This window comes from Elizabethkingia argenteiflava (assembly GCF_009904105.1).
Taxonomy (GTDB): domain Bacteria; phylum Bacteroidota; class Bacteroidia; order Flavobacteriales; family Weeksellaceae; genus Elizabethkingia; species Elizabethkingia argenteiflava.
Window position 1 is genome coordinate 1 of sequence record NZ_JAAABJ010000248.1, and the last position, 20,713, is coordinate 20,713.

A 20,713-nucleotide genomic window follows, 5' to 3' on the forward strand; every position below is an offset into this window, starting at 1 on the left:
CGAAAGCCCATCGAAACCTTATTTTCGCAATTATGTGATCAGTTTATGATTAGAAGAAACTATGCGAAATCCTTTGATGGCTTTAAGAACAGAATATTATCTAAGATAATGGCAATGACTGTTATAAAATGTATTAATAAAATAAACAATAGAAATATTAACAACTTAAAAACTCGTATTGCTTAAATGCACCACGGGTTATATATATAATTTTAACTCTTAGCCTTCTTGATATTTGGTTTTATAATCCCTATATTTTCCAAGATAATTTCATTGACAATAGATTGTGCTTTGTTAGATTCTTTTTGATCTAATTCTAAGTTGTCCAGCTTTTGTTGTAAAATCGATAGAGACTTCAGGACTTCTTCCATTTTTTCTTGTGCGATCAATGTATTTTCACGCTCTGATTTGGTTTCTAAAACTTGCCCCTTCAAATCTTTATACATATCTCCTTTGCCTGTCAAAATCCACTCCGCACTGTAATCGGGAAATTTTTCGACTAATTTTAAAACCCATTTAGATTGAATATCACTCCCATGGGATATAGCCCGAGAAAAAACACCTTTACTTGCACCTAAAAGGTGCTCGAGTTTGGTAATTGTAATATTTTCTTGTTCAGATATTTTTATAATGGCTGCTAAAATATTATCCATAATCAGTTGAAAATTATTTCCGGAAATTTGTTTGGTTGAAAATTATATCCTACTTTTACTTTGTCAAATATAGGAAACTTATTTTGATAGAATTAAAAATTAAAGTGATTTAACAGTTTTATATTTTTTCATATTTTATTCTTATAGTTTGATTGACTAATATTTTATTATAAAAGCTTAAACTGATTAAAAATATTTGAAGGAGATGATTTAAGATGATGTTAATGTGAAGTGGAACGTCTCTATATGGGGCGTTCTTTTTATTATTTATAGCAAAAAATAAAGAAAGGATTTTTTTGTTGGATTCGGCTCTTAGATGTAGACTGTGTGAATGTACCTTAATCTTTATCGAAAAAAAACAATTCTCCTTCGTTGAGACCAAGTTAACTATAGATCCAATCTAATCTTTCACTAGCCGTATTAGCAGTAACTAATAGACGATGTCCGAAGCGTGATCACTGTCCTTCCCGCATATTTACAATTCCCAAGGAAAGCTTCTTATTCACATAAAGATGATGGTATAAGAGCGCAGCTGCCCTACCAGGTAAAATAAGAAAATTTAAATTCACTAACACATACCCTATAGTAGAGGAATCATCGAGAATTTAGAAATTTTCCAAAAGTTGATATTCTCTTCTTGAAACGGTAGAGTTTGATTTTTTTGAAATGTATCATATAAGATAGAACTCGATTCATCTTAAATATATTATGCTTTGTATGAATTTCAACATCACTTATAACTTTGTTAATAATAGCGCCTATTTTTTTATACAAATTATCTATCTATGTGGTACTTAATTTATAAAATTTTTGGAGTCAGAATTTTTATTCGGCGATTATTTTAACTTTATACTAAACATCATCAACAACTTACGGGAACGAAAAAAAAATGTATTTAGAGGAAAATCACAAACACATGTTTTTAAAAATATTATCATATCTACTTTTAAATGCTTTTAAAATTTGGGGGATTAAAAAATGAATATATCTAACTTTATAAAGTTTCGGTAAAAAGATAAAAAATTATAAAAATCACCTCCTTTTGCTAATAACAATGGTGATGGACACAATACTTTTTTAGATGTAGTGTTATCTTATACATAAAGCCTTTTGTCAAATCTCATAATATAAAAAATAAAAGAAATTGATATTTTTTTATAAAAAAACTTCTTTACGGGAGATTTTCTCAGTATTCTAAGAGAAAACCCCCATAAAGAAGAAGATTAAAATGTATGATGAATGTGAAATTGGTCTGAACTAATAGTCAAAAAAAAGACTCAATAATACTCTTCTAGGTAAAAAAAACTACTACCAGTGTTGTTTGTCTTTTTTTGGCGGATATCTAGGTCCCATCTCTGATGACGCATTAAAGTCCTTCATTTGCATCATTCTAGCATCTCTACTCAATACTTTTAACGTATCCGCCACTATCTTTCTATCGTTCTTTTTAACATTAATAGTAGCACTAGATTTCATACTAGCAATGGTGCTTGCAGATGATGTTACATCCATTTCGTCGGCTTGTCTACAGCTAGCTACTGAAAATATCAAAGCAACTATAGCTGTACCTGAAATAAAATTTTTCATAAAGATTATTATTTTTAACTTTCTTAATAAGAGATTTTAACTCTTGTTGAATCGCTTAAATCTTGATGCCAAAATTAGAAGAGAAATTATAAATTGGCAAGAAAAAGCAGTCCTTTATTGATTAATTTACAGATAAAGACGTCTTAATTTATAAATTACGACGTCTTTTCGCTAATAATATAAATAAATAAAGGAAATTGTATAAGATGGAGAAGACTGATAGCTTATACAAAATGAATAACATACACCTAATGCATAAACTTCTAAGTTATAAAAACGGCTAAATCTTTAGATTATTTTATTTTTTCTGCTCTGATTTCCCTGTTAAAAGATAAAAAACGAAAAAAAACGTTTTTTTCTATTAAATGAAGTAATATACATATTGTTTCTGATACAAACTACTAAACCTTTGAATCCATTTGCTCATCACAACTCTTCTATAGCTTCTAATATTTAAATAAAATTTATAAAATGAAGGGCTTGGCCTCTTTTATTCCTTTATTAATCTAAGATTTCTTCTCTTCGATTTCAGATCAGACCCCTAATTTGAATGTATTCTTTTCTAACCTGCACAAAGGACATGCAAATAATTATATATAATAAATATATTATATTAATATAAATTCTATAAAACACTGTATTTAACCATTTTTAATCTGCGATAATAGTTTTTTGCTATTTTTTTACTATTTTTTTTAATACTTTTACCCCAACACTCTTATTTTTTAATGCTTTTTCATTATTTTTGGGAGCGAAAAATTGCTTACTTTTAATTGCAATGCACACAAAAAAATACATTTTTTCTTTTTTTCTACTGATTTTTATTTTTCAGGGAATCTGTTTTAAAGCACAGTCTTATGATGAAATACAAAACAAATATGAGAATACAGAAGAAAATAATGAAAAAGCACTAAGCTTGATTAATAAATTTATTGTAAAAGCAAAAAAAGAGAATAATTATGAGAAATTAGCTGACGGATATGAAGATGCCATCTATTATTCTTCTGATTGTAAAAAAAAGTTACTCTATGCGGATAGCAGTATAATCTCTGCAAAGAAATCTTTTAATAATGATCTAATCAGCAGAGCCTATCTAGGAAAAGGTATTATTTACTATTATAACCTAAAAAAGTATAAAGATGCTTTATCCAACTATCTAAAGGCATACTCTTATGCTAAAAAAGGTAAGGATACTTATCAGAAAAATAAGATTGTTTACCATATAGGCGTAGTCAAGTGTTATCTGGGCTACTACAAAGATGCTTTAGGACTTTTCTCCGAATGTATAGATTACTTTGAGCCTAAGACTACCGGAGATTATCATCCTAACGAAATCTATAATCATCAAAAAGGATATCTCAACAGTCTTCATATGACGATTGTTTGTTATCGCTATTTGGGTGAATATCAAAAAGTAGATTCTTTAATTCATACGGGATTAGATTTCATTAACCTGCATAAGTTGAATAAATTCAAATTGGAATATCATTATATTCTTAAATGCAAAGGCATATCCCAGTATAATGAGAACAAATTTAATTCTGCTATCCAAACCTTTGAACATGTTCTACCTGTACTAGAGGAATATAATGATTTTTCGTGGGCTTCGGTGGTGGATTTTTATATTGGGAAAAGTTATATTGGCCTTCATCAGGAAGAAAAGGCTGTAATGCAATTTAAAAAAGTAGACTCTATCTTCCAAAAATATAATTTTATACTGCCTGAATTACGAGAGAATTATGAATTTCTTATTCGCTACTATAAGAAAAATAATGTTCCTAAACAAGAACTGCACTATACCAAAATTCTTCTACGGGCGGACAGCATCCTGAGCAGAGACTTCACGATTCTTTCTTCCCGAATTCACCGCGAGTACGATACTCAGAATTTGGTAGATATACAAAGTAAACTGGAAAACCAAAATAAATGGGGAATAGGTATGATCTTTTTACTTTTCACCTTAACAGTGGTCCTCATCTATGGGATAAAAAAGTATTACCGAAAAGAAAAAGAGATAAAATCTAAATATAAAACGATTGAACATAATATCCAACAGTGGTTCGAACAAAAAAGTAATAAGATAACTTATGAAAACCTATCCTCCCAAAGCAAATCAACCATGAGTGAAGAAATCTATAAAGATTTACAACTTCAGCTAGAGAATTTTGAGAAAACAAAAAAGTTTTTAGAAAAAGGAATCACGCTCAATAAATTAGCAGTTTTATTTGATACCAACAGCACCTATCTCTCGCAATTTATTAACGAAACAAAAGGAATGAACTTCAACAAATATTTGGGAACTTTAAGAATCAGCTATATTACCCAACTGATGTATGAAAACGAAAAATATCTGAACTATACTATTCAAGGTTTATCGGATGAATGTGGTATCGCTTCAAGGCAAAATTTTTCCGATTTATTTCAGGAGATCAATGGTTTCCGCCCTACAGATTTTATCAAGAAGAGAAAAAAAGATTTGGAAGACAGCAAAACCTCTCCCGACCAATCAGAATAATAATATAAGAAAAGGTACTTTATTTCCTTCTCCGAAAGAAGTGAAGAATATTAAGATTCACGTAATGGGTTATTTTGTATAAAAATAGATTTTTAAGAAGTCCTTAGATCATCTAAAATAACCCCGCTCACTGGCGGCTATCATACTTCATGCCTTGTGGAGCTTGTGGCCATCTTTCTTTTTCGTGAAAATTATACTGTAAGGCTCTACTAATCATTGATCGGATTGATTCTCCACTGTGCTTTCCGACTAAATAGAGAGCTGCATCAATGCCAGAGGTAATTCCTGAAGTTGTTAAATATTTAACTTCATCTACATATCGGACATCTTTAACCAAGTGAACCTTGGGATAACGTGCCGAAAAATCGTCGGCCACAAAATAGTGAGTAGTTGCTCTCCGTCCATTTAACACCCCTGTGTGTGCAAGTAAATAAGCGGCCGTACAAATGGAAATTGTTTTGGTATTTTCTTTTGAATTCCAGGTCTTTAAGAAATCCATCAATTGCTGATCTTTGGTTAACCTATTGATTTCAGATATATTAGCCCCAGGAAGCATCACATAATCTGCATGTGGAAAATCATCCAAGCTATAATCTGGTCGTATTTTTATCAGTTTATTCTCTGTATACACCTCACCTGGAGTTAAACCTACTGTAAAAATGCGATAGAGACCTTGGGTTAGATTTTTTGCCTTCGAAAATACCTCCATAGGTCCGGCAAAATCTTGAAGCACCACATTGTTATACAGCAAAACAGCTATGCTGACCGTATCTTTTTGGTTATTATTCAACAGGGAATCCATCTTTCTAAGATGTTCATTTGTCTGTTGTGCATATACACCCACGCTAAGAAAGAATGCATAAAATAAAAAATTTTTCATCATACCAACAAATATATTTTGATTTCAAAAATTTAAACCCTATATATAGGGGGTTGTAGTCATCTGTATTTAAATGAAACTTATTAAGGTAAACTTAGTACCTATTGTGAAATTATAGGATGGGGGTTAAAAAAGCTCTTCAAAATAAGACACACCGGATGATCTTTAGATAGATCGTGCAGAATAAAAAATAATCTCTTCTTATTATTTAGGGCTTTTTTGCAAATTTTAAAAGCATCCTCAGCTAACCCTAACGTTTTTATAGGGCATATGAATATACGATATTTTTTAAATACCTCAATCATAAAATAGATCCTATTTATTTCTACTTGTGGAAGCTTGGCTTCATTAAGCCCAGCGCTGATATAATAATATATAAAATCTTCGTATTTTTTATAAAAATATATCTTGAGCATATATTTTATTAAATTTTACCATATGAAAAATTCTGATCGCTCTAAAAAAAAGAAGAGAGCAAGAATTTATTTTACGAACTCAAGTCTTATTTAATCTATTGGGGATTTAATGAGTTTTTGGGGATTAAAAAAATGATTAAGGGGGCCATTACCTTTACCTATCAACATCTCTTTACACTCTCTAATCGCCTCAAAAACATATTTTTGACCTCTATCCACGGCTTCCAACAGACTTTTGCCTTGACCTACATACGCAGCAATAGCTGCGGAGAGCGTACATCCTGATCCGTGGGTATTGTTCGTTTGAAATTTTTCGGTCTCAAATGTATATACCTTTCCCCCTTCCTCAAAGAATAGAGAAGTGATCCTAGGACCTTCCAAATGCCCGCCTTTGAGCAATATATTCTTACATCCCTGCTTAGCGATAAGCTCCCCTCCCACTCGCATATCCTCTATGCTTTTAATTTTCATACCGGTCAGAACTTCAGCTTCATCAAGATTAGGTGTAATCAGATCAGCCAGCGGCAATAAATATTGCACAATAGAGACTAAAGTATCTTCTTTAATCAGCATATGACCGCTGGTCGCTACCATCACCGGATCGAATATCAAAGGAACTTTCTTATATTTTGCTAAAGTTTGAGCAATAACCTCCACAATTCGTGGAGTATGCACCATACCTATTTTAATAGCTTGGGGGAAAATATCATCCAATAGGGTTTCTATTTGCTCAGCTACGGCTTCTTCCGAAATAGGATATACCTTTCGTACCCCTTGGGTGTTCTGTACGGGCAATGCCGTGAGGACAGAAGTAGCAAAACAGCCTAGAGCCGAAATGGTTTTAATATCGGCCTGAATTCCAGCACCTCCACTACCATCAAATCCGGCGATACTTAATATAGAAGGACAAGTATATTTTTTCATCTTAACATTTTATTTTAAATAAATGGAGTGATCTCTAATCTTCAATATTTATAAGCCTTTCCACATGGCAAAAATATTCTGTTTACTAGATTTTTTTTGTTCACTCAATAAACCCTCAATAAGAAAGTTCAAGCATTAAGGGCAGCAAGCTCATCTTTAAAAAGTAAAAAATATGAGTTTTTATTCCTTGACATCCAACATCTTTACAAATAAAGATGTTGTCCATAAATTTTTATTCCACATTCAATAAAAATAACGCTAGAAAAATATCGAAAGTCTTAAGCTTTAATATAGGCTTTATACTTTCCCACAAGTAAATTAGATCTCATGGATTCAAAAATATACCCCATAAATGCTTGTTAAACATCCCCAAAGCACACGCCACAAAGTTAGCAAAAAATACGTTAGAAATCCGAAACTTTCCCTTGTTGGCAAGGATCTTTTTAGGCGATTAAGCTTTATCTTTGCAAAATAAATTTAATGGACTGGGTTATGAATCATACCAACCTTATACATTCCAACCATCCCCTCATGCTAGCCTTTATAGTCGGATTATTAATTATAATCGCCTTTTTTGTATATAAGATCAGATGCTTACAAATAGAAAAAACAATACTACTAGACGAAAAAGAAATATTAAAAAATAAATTAAAAAATATCAATCTGGATTATATAGAAACCAAGCTCAATCCCCATCTTTTTAAGAACATCCTGAATTCTGTACAGTCCCATGCTTACCAGACCTATGTTTCTCTGGATAAATTATCCGGAGTACTCGATTATATTTTATACGAAAGTAGTGAAAGGTTTGTAACCCCGGAGAGTGAATTGGATTTTACCTTGAATCTTATTGAAATCAACAAAGTAAAAATTAATCCGCTTTTTAACTTTAGAATTAAATCTCAAATTGACAAGCTACATCCTATCTATAAAGAAAAGGTATTGGCTCCTCTGATCACTGTAGATTTTATTGAAAATGCTTTTAAACATACTGATTTTTTGGCAGAAGATGCTTTTATTTTTATTTTCCTCTCGCTACAAAACGGTATCTTAGAGATTAAAGTAGAGAATAAAATTTCCAATAAATCTCCTTTATTAAAAGATCACAGTGGATTTGGTAGCGGGTCTTTAGAACCTCGTCTTAAAAAACTCTATAAAAAGAATTTTTCAGTTAAAAAGGAAATACAGCACCAGGTGTATACCGCTTATTTAAAAATTAATCTCAATGACAAATACAATCAGGTGCGTTATACTAGATGACGAACTCCTTGCTATTCGCTATCTTACTCTTCTGTGCGAGCAAATAGAGGATATACAAATCATTAAGGTATTCAATAACCCGCAATACTTTCTCGATGAAATTCCCCATATAGATTGTGATCTTTGTATTTTAGACATTGAGATGCCTGGTATAACAGGCCTACAGGTGGCCAAAGAGTTGATTAACAAGAAAATAATATTTACAACCGCTTATAAAGAATATGCAGCAGAGGCCTTTGATCTGAATGTAGTAGATTACGTGAGAAAACCAATAAAAAAAGAGCGTTTACACCAGGCTTTCGAAAAGGCTAAAAAACTGATTAAGCCTACTAAAATAAACTATATAGAATGGAATACCCATTTGGGTAAAAGCCACATCTTTACCAACCAAATTCTCTATATCAAAACCTCGGAAATCGACAGCAGAGACAAAGAAGTTATCCTAACAGACAACTCTCGTGTTATTCTTAAAAATATTAATTTTAAAACCTTACTTCAAATGCTTCCTCCTACAGCCTTTTCTCAGATTAATAAAAGGGAGGTAATCGCGCTAAAAGCCATACAAGTAATCTCTGCGAATGAAATCATCACCCGTATTTCTTCCGATAAAGAGCATTTCATTAGACTTTCTCTCAGCGAGGTCTATAAAAATCATCTACTAAAAAAACTGGAAAACTAGGCCTAGAAGATAAAGCCTAAAAAAAGGAAATGATTTCATTACAAAAAATCAGGTTTTTGCTACATTTTAAAAACATTAAGGTTGATATATTTATTTATTTTTTTGAATTTTACACACAAATAATAAAGTAATGCAGAGATATAGGAATATTATTTTTTATATTGTAACCCTTATCGTATTTTCGGGACTGATCTACTGGTTTCTAATAGAAGGAAAACAACTAGAAACAGACCAGCACCTACTATCCTCTCCATCCACAATGTCAATATGGGAAAACTTTACCGCCTCTTTCGTAATTAACCTACAACATCCCCTGTCGTTACTACTCGCACAAATTATCACGATTATCTTTGCAGCCCGCATTTTTGGGTGGATATGTATAAAGATTAAACAGCCTTCGGTGGTGGGCGAAATGATTGCAGGGGTTGTCTTGGGCCCTTCGCTTATAGGATATCACTTTCCCGAATTTTCAAATTTTTTATTTCCCGAAGCTTCTTTAGGTAATTTACAATTTCTAAGTCAGATCGGCTTGATATTTTTTATGTTTATAGTGGGTATGGAACTGGATCTTAACATCCTCAGAAAAAAAACACATGAAGCTGTTATTATCAGCCATGCCAGTATTATCATTCCTTTTGCACTGGGCATAGGTTTATCCTATTTTATCTATCAAGAATTTGCCCCGAAGGGTGTCGCATTTAGTGCCTTTGCACTTTTTATCGCTATAGCTATGAGTATCACTGCATTTCCGGTTCTGGCGCGCATTGTACAGGAAAGAAATTTACAAAAAACAAAGCTGGGGGCAGTGGTCATTACCTGTGCAGCGATAGATGATATTACCGCTTGGTGTATTTTGGCTGCGGTAATTGCCATCGTAAAAGCAGGCTCTTTTACCAGTTCAATCTACGTGATCCTGATGGCCATTGGCTATGTATTTTTAATGATTAAAATACTTCGCCCTTTTTTAAAAAGAATTGCAGAATTACAAACTGGAAAAGGCATTATTAGCAAATCTATTATCGCTATTTTCTTCCTCACCTTAATGATTTCAGCATATGCTACAGAGGTAATCGGCATACATGCTTTATTTGGCGCTTTTATGGCGGGGGCCATTATGCCCGAAAACACTAAATTCAGAAATCTTTTCATTGAAAAAGTAGAGGATATATCATTAGTGGTATTACTGCCTTTATTCTTCGTTTTTACAGGGCTTCGCACCCATATCAATTTATTAAACAGCCCCCACCTCTGGGAGACAGCAGGATTCATTATCCTAACAGCGGTTACCGGAAAGTTTATAGGCAGCGCACTGACTTCTAGGTTTATGCGCTTAAGTTGGAAAGATAGTCTCACCATAGGGGCCCTTATGAATACCAGAGGTCTTATGGAGCTTATCGTACTCAATATCGGTTATGATTTAGGAGTATTAAGCCAAGAAATTTTTACTATCATGGTGATTATGGCCCTCTTCACTACATTTATGACAGGTCCTCTTCTCAATCTTATAAATTTTATATTCAAGGAAAAAATAACCGCTGAGGAGGAGGAAGATCGTAGCAGTAGATACAAGGTTCTTATTTCTTTTGATACACCGGAGGCTGGCAGCACACTGCTTAAGCTTGCGGATAAATTCACCCATCGAATGAATGCTAATAAGAGTTTAACCGCCATGAAGATTGCCCCGATACAGGATATTCACACCTTTGAAATGGAAGACTACGAGCATCAACAATTTGCAGAGATCATCCACACTTCGCATCAATTAGAACTAGAGGTGACTACTTTATTCAAGACCTCCAACGATATTGAAAATGAGTTGTTAAATTCCAGTAGTAAAGGCAACTATGACTTATTACTCATCATGCTGGGAAGATCTATATACGAGGGAAGTTTATTGGGAAAGCTACTGGGCTTCACTACTAAAATCATTAATCCCGATCGATTGCTCAGTACCGTTAAGGGTAAAACCTATATCTTTAACCCTTCTCCTTTTGATGACTTTACCCTACGCATACTAGACAAATCCAACATCCCAATGGGAATTATGGTGGATAAAAATTTTGAACATGCAAATCAAGTCTTTATTCCTTTTTTTGATGCCGAAGATGTTTTTCTGATTGAATATGCCAAAAAACTCATTATCAATAACGATTCTCAGATCATTATTTTAGATGCCTCAGGCCATATACGTAAAAATATAGCGATCCGTGAACTTATAAGAAGCATAGAACAGGTAAGCCCCAACCACATCACGCTCTATCATGAAAGAAATATAGAAAAAAGTTTCTTAGCGTCCCAAGATCTTATGTTGATGAGTAGCAAGAGCTGGAAAAATCTCATTAACAGCAAAAGCCTTTGGTTATCTTATATTCCCTCTACTTTAATATTGTCCAATCCCTAAATTATAAAAGCTTTAACTAAAATCATCTAGCCTAGCCTTCGGGCGCTATCTCAATCTTTAAACCTTCTAGTTCCTCGGTAACCGGAATCTGACAACTCAATCGGCTATTTTGCTTAACATGCACCCCATCGCTATACAGTAAAGCCTCCTCTTCCTCTCCCATTTCCGGCACAGGCGTAGCGCTTAATTGGTAGCATTGACACGACGCACACATCAACATGCCGCCACAAATTCCAAAAGAGCCCTCTTCCACCAATTCATAGGCTCTAATGGTTTCCATCAAATTCAAGGACATGTCTGTAGGTGCCATAATTTCATGTTCCGTACCCTCTCTATCTATAATGTTTATCTTAACATCCGACATAACTTTTTTTAATATTGACTACAAAATTACAAAAATCAAATACCTTTTTTTCAAAAATATCGCATATAAATTAATAAAGCATAGGGAGGTAAAAAGCGTCAGCACCTAAAAGACCTATTGCCTGATAGATACAAAACTTTATCAAATCCCCGCATTCTAATAAAAACCCCTCTCAAAATCACTTAGAGCTGCTTCAACAAAAAGACAATGACCTGAATATATTCCTAAATAAAAGCGTACTCGGGATAAAATACACCTATAAAACCGACTAAGGACAAAATTTAAGAATAGTCCCACTGCAATATTTTCCAAAGGGATAATCAATTAGAACACCTAAATGTACCCCGTCATAAAAGAATAGATGAATCTGAAAAAATAGACTGAAAGATCAATATATCCGATTGTAAAAATTTTTCACAGCTTCTATTAAATACTTAATATCTGGCCCTATGAGGCATTATTTGTAAAAAACCTAGAGTTTTAAAATATGTATACACAAAAAATCGATGCAGAAAAAAATCTGCATCGATTAAAGTTTTCCTAAGGACCTGAGCCTCTAAATAAATTTTATTTTTCCGCAATACATCGAATATTATATCCAGCATTAAAATTATGCTCTGCAAATTGCCCTTGACGTCTTGCCTCGTTTTGAAGGACAAGAAGAGAGCCTCCAAAAGTTGGAGATGATGACCAATAGGTCCCAGAACCTGCTCTCCACTTTAAAGATCCATCTACATTGCTGCGATAACCTGGAGCTGGAAAGGTAAGAAAAACACTTCGCTTTCTTCGGCTCACCAAAACTCCAGCTTTTGAAAAATCACCAGCTATACCTGCTTGACTAGTAGCCCAAGCTCCTCCTATGGATCGGTACCATGTACCGGCTTTCTCCAACTGATCAAATTCTGCACTTGTTGGCACACGATAACCCTCAGGACAAGGATCATTGGCTTCATTTTTTACAGGTTCTGTCTCTGTTCCAAGATTCCAAACATTGGCAGGTCGCTGAGGAATATTCCAGTTCCCTAGTGCGCCTGTAAACGAGTCTGGACCTGCTATAGACTCCTTTCTCCCCCATTGGTAGTATTTACCACTGGTCTCTTTAGTAGGTTTATCGGGATCAGTAGTAAAGTCAGCTCCCACGTTATGACGCATCCATATCTGACCTCCGATCAAGGCTGCAGGAATACCTTTATGGGTAAGATACCTATCCTTAGGGTGTATCGTCAGATTAAGATCATACCTAACCCCTGGATTAATCTTAAGATCCTTAAGGGCTACAACATTTTCCATTGTCAGCGGTTTGGTATTATTCTCTCCTATTACTAATTTTTTAATGGTAAAAGTCCCCGTTTCCGTTTCACCATTAATAATTACCTTAGAAGAAGAAGCCGTATTCTTACCCAGATTAGGGAAAGAAACATTTGCTGTGGTCATTTTACCACTACGGTCTACTTCCCCGTTGGCCAGTTCTATAGAAGCTGTAGGATAATGCGAATCAAAAATGGCCTCTGCTTGAGCAATAGGATATTCGGTTTCTTGGGCATCTATATTCACCACCACTTCACTAAATTTATGTTTAAATACAACATCCACAAAGTTAATCTTACTCTCGACCACTTGCATGGTTTTCTTAAAATACATAAAATCTAGACTACCGTTCATATCCTTAATTACAGAAGATTCCAAAGCTTTGACATCACCTTCAAATTTTACAGGCGGCAGGTCTTTCTGACTATTTACAGAAAAGGAAACAAAAGTGTAGTCTTTACCACCTGGCAAATCAAATTTTGCATCCCCCTCTTTACCATGTATCAACTCTTGCTGATCTACAAATTTACCATCTGTATCATAAGCTGCTACCTGATATTTATTCCCCTTCTGAAAAGTAGAGATCTGCTCTCCTTTTTGCTGCTGCGTGGCTCCCCTTAATGATACGCCACCTGAAGCAGCTTGAGGAACCAACTCTACCTCCATATAATACCTCTCATTAATATCTACTTCCTTACGCTGGATGGCTCCGTTAGATGAAAAGTCTTTTTGATGAGACAAAGCTTTATATTTATTTGTACTTATTCCATCATAATTGGAACCCAAAACATTAAATTTAACTTGAGCGACGCCTCCTCCAGAGACGGCACTTAAATTATGAGCGTCAGACTCCGAACTTCTACATGCCGAAACGCCCAGTAATAACCCCATTAATACAGGAATAGATCCCCTAAAATTCACATAAAATTTCTTTCTATTATGTAGTGTTTGTTTTTGCATAATTCTAAAATATTTTTTTGGTTAAACTTGCTCCTTAAACTGAAATAAAAGGTTACCAATCTAAACTTGTACTTCTATCATCAGAAGTCGTCCACTCATGTTTGATTTCCGAATCAGGATTCCCTGGGCTAATTTCTCCTGGTGTACCTGGACCTCCACCTGGACCAGGTCCAGAACCTCCAGAACCACTTGCAATCCCTTCCTCCATTTCTACGACAATTACGTTCAGTATTGGAGGGTCATAATTTTTTTTTAGAAAAACACAAGATTCTTTTGTTTTTGATTCTTTTTCTTCTTTCATATTAAAATATCATTTTGTTATTATTTGATGTAATTTATTATTATAATAAATATTTATGTAAAAATAAAAAAAAAATATATATAAACCCATTTTTTATTTTATTATCTCTCTACTCCATATAATAGCGATTTTTTGGGAGTTTAGAGGGAGATGATTTTGGGAGATGAACTTTTATACAACCAAAAAATCAGTGAAAGAACTCTTACAAATAGGGAAACTCATATGTTACACCTCTTTCTGATTTACACGTTAAAAATAGAAGCAAATACCTCCCATTTATAGTGGATATAAGAAAAACATACTGCTATGTGCCGCTATGTGCGAGATGATTTAAGAGGGGCAAAACTCTATTCACCATTACAAAAGAAAATGTTTTTTTAAAACTCCTTTTTAAATCTCCGGTAAGTTTGTTACAAAAAAATTCTGCTAATACAAGCATTCTAAGTATAGAAAAAAACAGACTTAACCACTGAAAATAAAAAGCAAGAGGCTGACTCCAGTAATTGGAGCCAGCCTCTTGCACTTAATGCAATCTTTTTTTATTCAATGGATTTTACAACGGCTTTTTCCGCAGCTTTCCTGCTACCGTCAAAACCATCTACCCCACTAACAGTGGTATATTTTAAAACGAATTTCTTCCCCGGATTCAGACGGTTATAAATACCTTGACACATTAAAGTAGCTTCATGAAAACCACAAAGAATAAGCTTCATTTTTCCCGGATAAGTGTTAACATCACCTATTGCGTAAATTCCCTCCACATTGGTTTGATAGTCCAGTGCATTATTCACTTTAATGGCATTTTTTTCAATGTCTAAACCCCAGTCGGAAAGTGGCCCCAGTTTAGGCGTCAATCCAAATAATGGGACAAAATAATCGGTTTGAATGACAGAACGTTTTCCCTCTTTTTCAATTTCAATTGCCGAAACCTCACCATTTCCCAATAAACCGACCACCTCGGCAGGGGTTACCAGATGAATTCTACCTTCTTGTTTTAGCTTTTGTACTTTTTCTACAGAATCTAAAGCGCCCCGGAACTCATTCCTACGGTGAATTAAAGTGACCTCAGCGGCTATATTTTCCAAAAATATAGTCCAATCTAAAGCAGAGTCTCCCCCCCCCGCAATCACAATTTTTTTATCCCTATACATTTCGGGATCTCTTATAAAATACTCTACACCCTTTTCTTCAAAAGCTTCAATTCCCTCAATAGGAGGTTTTCTAGGTTCGAAACTGCCCAGACCTCCTGCAATAGCAATCGCTTTGGCTTTTATAGAAGTCCCTCTGTTCGTCTCCACTATAAACTGTTGATCTTCTGTTTTTTTGTAAGATACCGCTACTTCATTTAGTGAAAATCCGGGTTCAAATTGTTTAATTTGCTCCATTAGGTTCGCCACCAATACCCCCGCATCTACAGAGGGAAAACCAGGAATATCAAATATTGGTTTTTTAGGATACAATTCGGCCAGCTGACCGCCGGGTTGGGGCAAAGCATCAATAATATGGCACCTTAACTTAAGCAAACCTGCTTCAAAAACCGTAAAAAGACCAGTAGGCCCAGCCCCTATAATCACAATGTCTGTTTCCTTCATATCACTCTATTATTATTTAGAAAGAGCAAATATAAGGATAGCTTAGCTAAATAATGGCTCATATTTTATGACGTTCATCAGTGATACAGGCGTAAAAATATATTAATCACCTTATTACAATCAAAATATATTAATTTTACCACATAAGTGTTTGGCAAAGTTTTTGACAATATCAACCTGCAACCCCATGTCTATGAAGAATTTTTTGATCTTTATATTTAGCTTCAACATCATATTAACCTCTGCACAGCTTGATAATGTGAACTCAGAAGAAAGGTTGAAGTATCGCATACACTACGGTTTTTTGAATGCCGGCCTCGCTACCCTCTCTACAAAAAAAACGATTTATAATAATACGCCTCACCTGCATGTAAGAGGAGAAGGGAGGAGTACAGGCGCCGTAAGAGCTTTTTTTAAAGTGGACGATGTATACGAAAGCTATATTAACATCCAAACAGGATTACCCAGTTTTTATATCCGAAATGTCAAGGAAGGAAGCTATTATAGAAATTTCGCTTCTACTTTTAAAGCCAACAGTGGTATCGTAAGTCTGCACGACCGTATTAAAAATACCACTCAAACCTTTAAAATTCCCATGGACATTCAGGATATGCTCTCCTGCTTTTACCATCTTCGGAACTTAACCACCCATCAGCTAAAGTTGGGAAGCAGTATCAAAATAAATGTATGGATTGATGACGAAGTATACCCTTTTATGCTTAGGGTGACAGGAAAAGAAATTGTCAGTACACGATTTGGAAAAATCCATGCCCTAAGAATTATCCCTTCGGTGATGAGTGGCAGGGTTTTTAAGGCTAAGGAAGGGGTAACTCTGTGGGTAACCGACGATGCCAACCATATCCCTATTCAACTAAAAGCAGAATTAGCCGTAGGCTCCCTAAAAGCAGATCTTATAGAATATACCAACGTGAAACACCCTTTCAATTTCTCTAAATAAACAGAAGAGCAAACTTGGGATTAAGTTTGCTCTTCTGTAATATGTTATCATTAGTTTATAATTGCTTAAATTGTTCTAACATTCGAATATCATTTTCAAATAACATCCGAATATCCGACATTTGATAAAGTAACATCACAATACGCTCAATCCCCATACCAAAAGCAAAACCACTATATTCCTCAGGGTCTATGTTTACATTCTTTAGGACGGCTGGATCTACCATACCACAGCCCATAATCTCTAACCACCCAGTACCTTTGGTAATGCGATAATCGGTTTCCGAATTCAGCCCCCAATAAACATCTACCTCTGCACTAGGCTCGGTAAAGGGAAAGTAAGAGGGACGCATCCGGATCTGTGATTTTCCAAAAAGTTGGGTGGTAAAATATTGTATGGTCTGCTTAAGATCTGCAAATGAAACCTCTTTATCTATATACAAACCCTCTATCTGGTGAAATATGCAATGGGAACGCGAGGAAATAGCCTCATTACGGAAAACCCTACCTGGAGATAAAATCCGCATTGGAGGTTTATTGTTTTCCATATACCTAATCTGTACCGAAGAGGTATGAGTTCTTAAGAGTACATCTGGATCTTTCTCAATAAAAAAAGTATCTTGCATATCTCTGGCCGGATGATATTCCGGTAAATTAAGGGCGGTAAAATTATGCCAGTCATCTTCAACTTCGGGACCATCTGCCACTACAAAACCTATAGATTTAAAAATTTCTATAATTCTGTTTTTAACTATATTAACAGGATGTCGACTGCCCAACTCCTGAGGAAAACCGGGTCGGGTTAAATCGATTTTCTTCTCAATTTTTTCGTCAGAAATTTCTTTCTTTAATTCCTCTATCTTATGGGTTACGGCCTGCTTTAATGCATTTATCTTTTGTCCGAATTCCTTTTTTTGGTCATTCGGCACTTCTTTAAATTTTTCAAAAAGCTCTGTTACACTGCCCTTCTTTCCAATAAAAGCAATACGAAATTTCTCTATTTCCTCTTTATTTTGACTCTGAAATTGCTGTACCTCACGGAGTAATTCTTCTATTTTCTCTAGCATCTTATAAAAATTGCAGACAAATTTAAGTTTTTTATTGGACTTTTATAAAATGAAATCTGCTTTTGCTGACAAAAGCAGATTTCCTTATCACCTATCACTTAAAAACTATTTCTTTTCAAGAGCTTTTACGTTCACTTGAATACTGATCTCATCTTTAATGATTCCTTTGGCCACAGGAGAAGTAAAATCAACTCCAAAATCCCTCCTATTAATATCTTTTTTATTGGATTTAATAGTCAATAAACCATCTTTCTCTCTCACATTGGTATCCAAACTTATAGGCTTAGTTATTCCTTTTATGGTCAGGTTGCCTTCAAGACGGGTATTATAATCCCCAGTGTCGTTTACGATGACTTTGGTGATTTCAAAAGAAGCGGTAGGAAATTTTTTCACATCAAAAAAGTCGGCGCTCTTTAAATGTGCATCCAATTTAGCTTGCTTTTCTACATTATTTTTTAAATCATCTGCTGTTATGGTATTCATAGAAACTACAAAATTTCCGGATTCCAATTTCCCATCTTTAAGGCTGACTTCGCCACTTTCTAATTTAATATTTCCAAAATGAGAAGTATTATTGGATTTAAATATTTTATAGCCCACCCATTCTACCCTACTATCTAATGTATCTACGCTGAAAACCACCCCATCTTTAGATGTAGTGACCTCATTAAATTCACTGGTTACCGGCTTATCTTTTCTACAAGACACCAAGGCAACAAGACCTATCACTGTCACAACAGTTAAGAAAATATTTGTTTGTCTCATTTTGTTATTGTTTATATTCAAATAATTAACTTTGTAAATTTAATAAAAATTAGCTATAATTTATAGAAACATTATTTTTACAACATGCTACTCGAGATAAAAGGCCTAGATTTTAGTTACCCTTCCCAGCCGCTTATTTTTCAAAATTTCCATCTTGATTTAAAACAGGGAAAGATCATGGCTTTAATTGGGGAGAGCGGTTGTGGAAAGTCCACACTATTAAACATTATTTACGGTCGAAAAAATTGGCAACAAGGAAGGATATTCTTTGATAATAAAGAAATTTATGGCCCCAAAGCAAATATTGTTCCAGGAGAAGCCGACATGAAATTGGTCTCTCAAGATTACGATCTCATGCCTTACTCTAAGGTATATGATAATGTTGGAAAATTCATTTCCAATATCAATCTGGAAAACAAAAAAAATAAAATTCTCGAATTACTCGATATAGTGGGATTAACAGACTATTTATATGAATATCCCAAAAATCTAAGCGGAGGACAACAACAACGTGTAGCCATTGCGCAGGCATTATCTCAATTGCCCAAGCTACTACTTTTAGATGAACCTTTCAGCCACCTCGATTTACTGAGGAAACAACAGATAAGGGACAAGCTTTTCAACTATGTTCGAACCCAAAATATCAGCCTTATTATCAGTACCCATGATGTTAACGAAGTGCTGGCGTGGAGCGATGAAGTGGTTGTTTTAAAAAAGGGACAAGTCATTCAAAGAGATGCTCCAAAGGTTCTCTTTCAGTCTCCCAAAACCCCTTATGTCGCGCAATTACTAGGAGAGGTAAATATTCTGACTCCTGCTCAACAACGAGAACTAAACCTATCCAAATGGTTTTACTTTCCACATCAACTCCTATTAACGGATCATGAAACCCATAACCCAATACAAGGAGAGGTTATCTCTTCTTCTTTTTCAGGTAGTTTTTACAGGAATATTGTTAAGGTCAAAAATCACCACCTCATCGTATACACTTCGAAGGAGAAAAAAGGTAAATTAAATGTAAAATTTAACTAGAAATAGTAAAAACTTCTCGATTCTAGTTCCATTTTCTTTTATATTTTATCTATATTTTTATATATTTGCTTAGAAAATGAGTTAAGACTTATTGAATAAAGATATTAAGGGAAATCTTTGGTTATTCTCTTTCTGCCTAGTAAGGCCTAAATTAGCAGTTGCAATGAAAGCCTTTTGAAAGTCACCCTGCCAAATTTTTCCTTTTTTTATGAATCAAAGGACTTTATTCAGAGCGATTACACCTATATCACCGCGCATTTCATAAAGTCCTCTATCAGATAAGGCTTATGCTTTTTTCACAAACTCGGATTTCAATGCCATCGCCCCAAATCCATCTATCTTGCAGTCAATATTATGATCGCTACCAGGTCTCAACTTAATATTTTTAACCTTGGTTCCCGTCTTTACAGGTTTCGGAGCCCCTTTTACCGGTAGATCTTTTACCACAACTACCGTATCTCCATTTTGCAATTCGTTTCCATGGGCATCAAAGATCTTGTCTCCGCTATCTGCTAAAACTTCCGCAGGATCCCATTCATAAAAACACTGAGAACACACCATCAAATTATCTTGTGGGTAGGTAAATTCCGAATTGCATTTCGAACAAACTGTAGTATCACTCATAATGATTATAATTTCTGCAAATATAAGCTTAAAATTTATCTATTATGTAGTCAATAATTTTTAAATCACTTCGCTTTTGTACTTAAATATATTTTCACCAAATTGCTCCAACGATTAAGCAGCAAGATTAGTGTATAAACAACAACATTGATGATAAGCGCCTGCATTTAGAAAAATCTAGGCGCTTTTCTATTTTTATTTTTTTTGATTAGCCTCCCTCTTTTTTATCTTCATAAATCATTTTGTAGTATGAAAAATAAAACAATTTTAGATGTTTTTTTGGCTGTTTGCTCAGCGCTATCCAATGCAACCTAGGCATTATAAATAAACTACTCATGCATAGCAGATTAAATCCACAAGATATTTCATTCTTCAAAACATTAATGGGACGATTATATTAAGCATATTCTCAATAAGGATTAATATAA

General features: G+C 34.4%; 17 protein-coding genes and 1 pseudogene. 7 read left to right on the forward strand and 11 right to left on the reverse strand.

Features of this window, described 5'->3' with window-relative positions; translation table 11 throughout:
• Positions 1-186 (forward strand): annotated as a pseudogene (locus GNY06_RS13610) (IS982 family transposase); the annotation flags it as partial.
• A gap of 26 nt (positions 187-212) precedes the next feature.
• Here GNY06_RS13610 and GNY06_RS02390 read toward each other — a convergent pair.
• Together GNY06_RS02390 and GNY06_RS02395 are read right to left on the reverse strand one after the other, a co-directional pair.
• A complete protein-coding gene (locus GNY06_RS02390; protein ID WP_166518631.1) occupies positions 213-653 on the reverse strand; it encodes a hypothetical protein in 441 nt (146 codons plus the stop codon).
• 1,308 nt (positions 654-1,961) lie between these two features.
• Positions 1,962-2,240, reverse strand: coding sequence for a hypothetical protein (locus tag GNY06_RS02395; protein WP_166518632.1), 279 nt, complete (start codon positions 2,238-2,240; stop codon positions 1,962-1,964).
• Between the two features lie 778 nt (positions 2,241-3,018).
• Between GNY06_RS02395 and GNY06_RS02400 the strand changes: the two genes are divergently transcribed.
• Positions 3,019-4,755 (forward strand): helix-turn-helix domain-containing protein, encoded by a 1,737-nt coding sequence (locus GNY06_RS02400; protein WP_166518633.1) that lies wholly within the window; start codon positions 3,019-3,021, stop codon positions 4,753-4,755.
• Positions 4,756-4,882: 127 nt separating this feature from the next.
• Here GNY06_RS02400 and GNY06_RS02405 read toward each other — a convergent pair whose 3' ends face one another.
• Both GNY06_RS02405 and thiD read right to left on the reverse strand, forming a co-directional pair.
• Positions 4,883-5,638 (reverse strand): GlxA family transcriptional regulator, encoded by a 756-nt coding sequence (locus GNY06_RS02405; RefSeq protein WP_166518634.1) that lies wholly within the window; start codon positions 5,636-5,638, stop codon positions 4,883-4,885.
• 503 nt (positions 5,639-6,141) lie between these two features.
• Positions 6,142-6,975, reverse strand: coding sequence for a bifunctional hydroxymethylpyrimidine kinase/phosphomethylpyrimidine kinase (gene thiD, locus GNY06_RS02410; RefSeq protein ID WP_166518635.1), 834 nt, complete (start codon positions 6,973-6,975; stop codon positions 6,142-6,144).
• Between the two features lie 492 nt (positions 6,976-7,467).
• Here thiD and GNY06_RS02415 point away from each other — a divergent pair, with 492 nt between their 5' ends.
• The 3 genes from GNY06_RS02415 to GNY06_RS02425 all read left to right on the forward strand — a co-directional run bounded on the left by GNY06_RS02415 (position 7,468) and on the right by GNY06_RS02425 (position 11,315).
• Positions 7,468-8,235: a histidine kinase gene (locus tag GNY06_RS02415; RefSeq protein WP_166518655.1), complete on the forward strand. Its 768-nt coding sequence runs from the start codon at positions 7,468-7,470 to the stop codon at positions 8,233-8,235.
• Entirely contained in the window at positions 8,201-8,914 is a 714-nt protein-coding gene (locus tag GNY06_RS02420; RefSeq protein ID WP_166518636.1) for a LytR/AlgR family response regulator transcription factor, read from the forward strand. Before GNY06_RS02415 ends, GNY06_RS02420 begins: the two co-directional genes overlap by 35 nt.
• Before the next feature lie 130 nt (positions 8,915-9,044).
• The gene (locus GNY06_RS02425) at positions 9,045-11,315 is read left to right on the forward strand and encodes a cation:proton antiporter (protein ID WP_166518637.1); all 2,271 of its coding nucleotides are present in this window, start codon (positions 9,045-9,047) and stop codon (positions 11,313-11,315) included.
• 31 nt (positions 11,316-11,346) lie between these two features.
• On the opposite strand, the gene GNY06_RS02430 is transcribed toward GNY06_RS02425, so the two are convergent.
• The 4 genes from GNY06_RS02430 to GNY06_RS02445 all read right to left on the reverse strand — a co-directional run bounded on the left by GNY06_RS02430 (position 11,347) and on the right by GNY06_RS02445 (position 15,840).
• Positions 11,347-11,679, reverse strand: a complete 333-nt coding sequence (locus tag GNY06_RS02430) for a 2Fe-2S iron-sulfur cluster-binding family protein (RefSeq protein WP_166518638.1) — start codon at positions 11,677-11,679, stop codon at positions 11,347-11,349.
• A gap of 567 nt (positions 11,680-12,246) precedes the next feature.
• Positions 12,247-13,947, reverse strand: coding sequence for an FISUMP domain-containing protein (locus GNY06_RS02435; protein ID WP_166518639.1), 1,701 nt, complete (start codon positions 13,945-13,947; stop codon positions 12,247-12,249).
• A gap of 52 nt (positions 13,948-13,999) precedes the next feature.
• The gene (locus GNY06_RS02440; protein ID WP_166518640.1) at positions 14,000-14,248 is read right to left on the reverse strand and encodes a hypothetical protein; all 249 of its coding nucleotides are present in this window, start codon (positions 14,246-14,248) and stop codon (positions 14,000-14,002) included.
• Between the two features lie 539 nt (positions 14,249-14,787).
• On the reverse strand, positions 14,788-15,840 hold the full coding sequence (locus GNY06_RS02445) for an NAD(P)/FAD-dependent oxidoreductase (protein ID WP_166518641.1): 1,053 nt from the start codon (positions 15,838-15,840) through the stop codon (positions 14,788-14,790).
• A gap of 193 nt (positions 15,841-16,033) precedes the next feature.
• Here GNY06_RS02445 and GNY06_RS02450 point away from each other — a divergent pair, with 193 nt between their 5' ends.
• The gene (locus GNY06_RS02450; RefSeq protein ID WP_166518642.1) at positions 16,034-16,798 is read left to right on the forward strand and encodes a DUF3108 domain-containing protein; all 765 of its coding nucleotides are present in this window, start codon (positions 16,034-16,036) and stop codon (positions 16,796-16,798) included.
• A 55-nt stretch (positions 16,799-16,853) separates the two neighbouring features.
• Here GNY06_RS02450 and pheS read toward each other — a convergent pair whose 3' ends face one another.
• Both pheS and GNY06_RS02460 read right to left on the reverse strand, forming a co-directional pair.
• A complete protein-coding gene (pheS, locus tag GNY06_RS02455) occupies positions 16,854-17,864 on the reverse strand; it encodes a phenylalanine--tRNA ligase subunit alpha (RefSeq protein ID WP_166518643.1) in 1,011 nt (336 codons plus the stop codon).
• A gap of 105 nt (positions 17,865-17,969) precedes the next feature.
• A complete protein-coding gene (locus GNY06_RS02460) occupies positions 17,970-18,629 on the reverse strand; it encodes a YceI family protein (protein WP_166518644.1) in 660 nt (219 codons plus the stop codon).
• An 84-nt stretch (positions 18,630-18,713) separates the two neighbouring features.
• On the opposite strand from GNY06_RS02460, the gene GNY06_RS02465 reads away from it, so the two are divergent.
• On the forward strand, positions 18,714-19,661 hold the full coding sequence (locus GNY06_RS02465; protein ID WP_166518645.1) for a sulfate/molybdate ABC transporter ATP-binding protein: 948 nt from the start codon (positions 18,714-18,716) through the stop codon (positions 19,659-19,661).
• A 285-nt stretch (positions 19,662-19,946) separates the two neighbouring features.
• Here the strand turns inward: GNY06_RS02465 and GNY06_RS02470 are convergent, their stop codons facing one another.
• Positions 19,947-20,285, reverse strand: coding sequence for a zinc ribbon domain-containing protein YjdM (locus tag GNY06_RS02470; protein ID WP_166518646.1), 339 nt, complete (start codon positions 20,283-20,285; stop codon positions 19,947-19,949).
• Between the last annotated feature and the right edge of the window lie 428 nt (positions 20,286-20,713).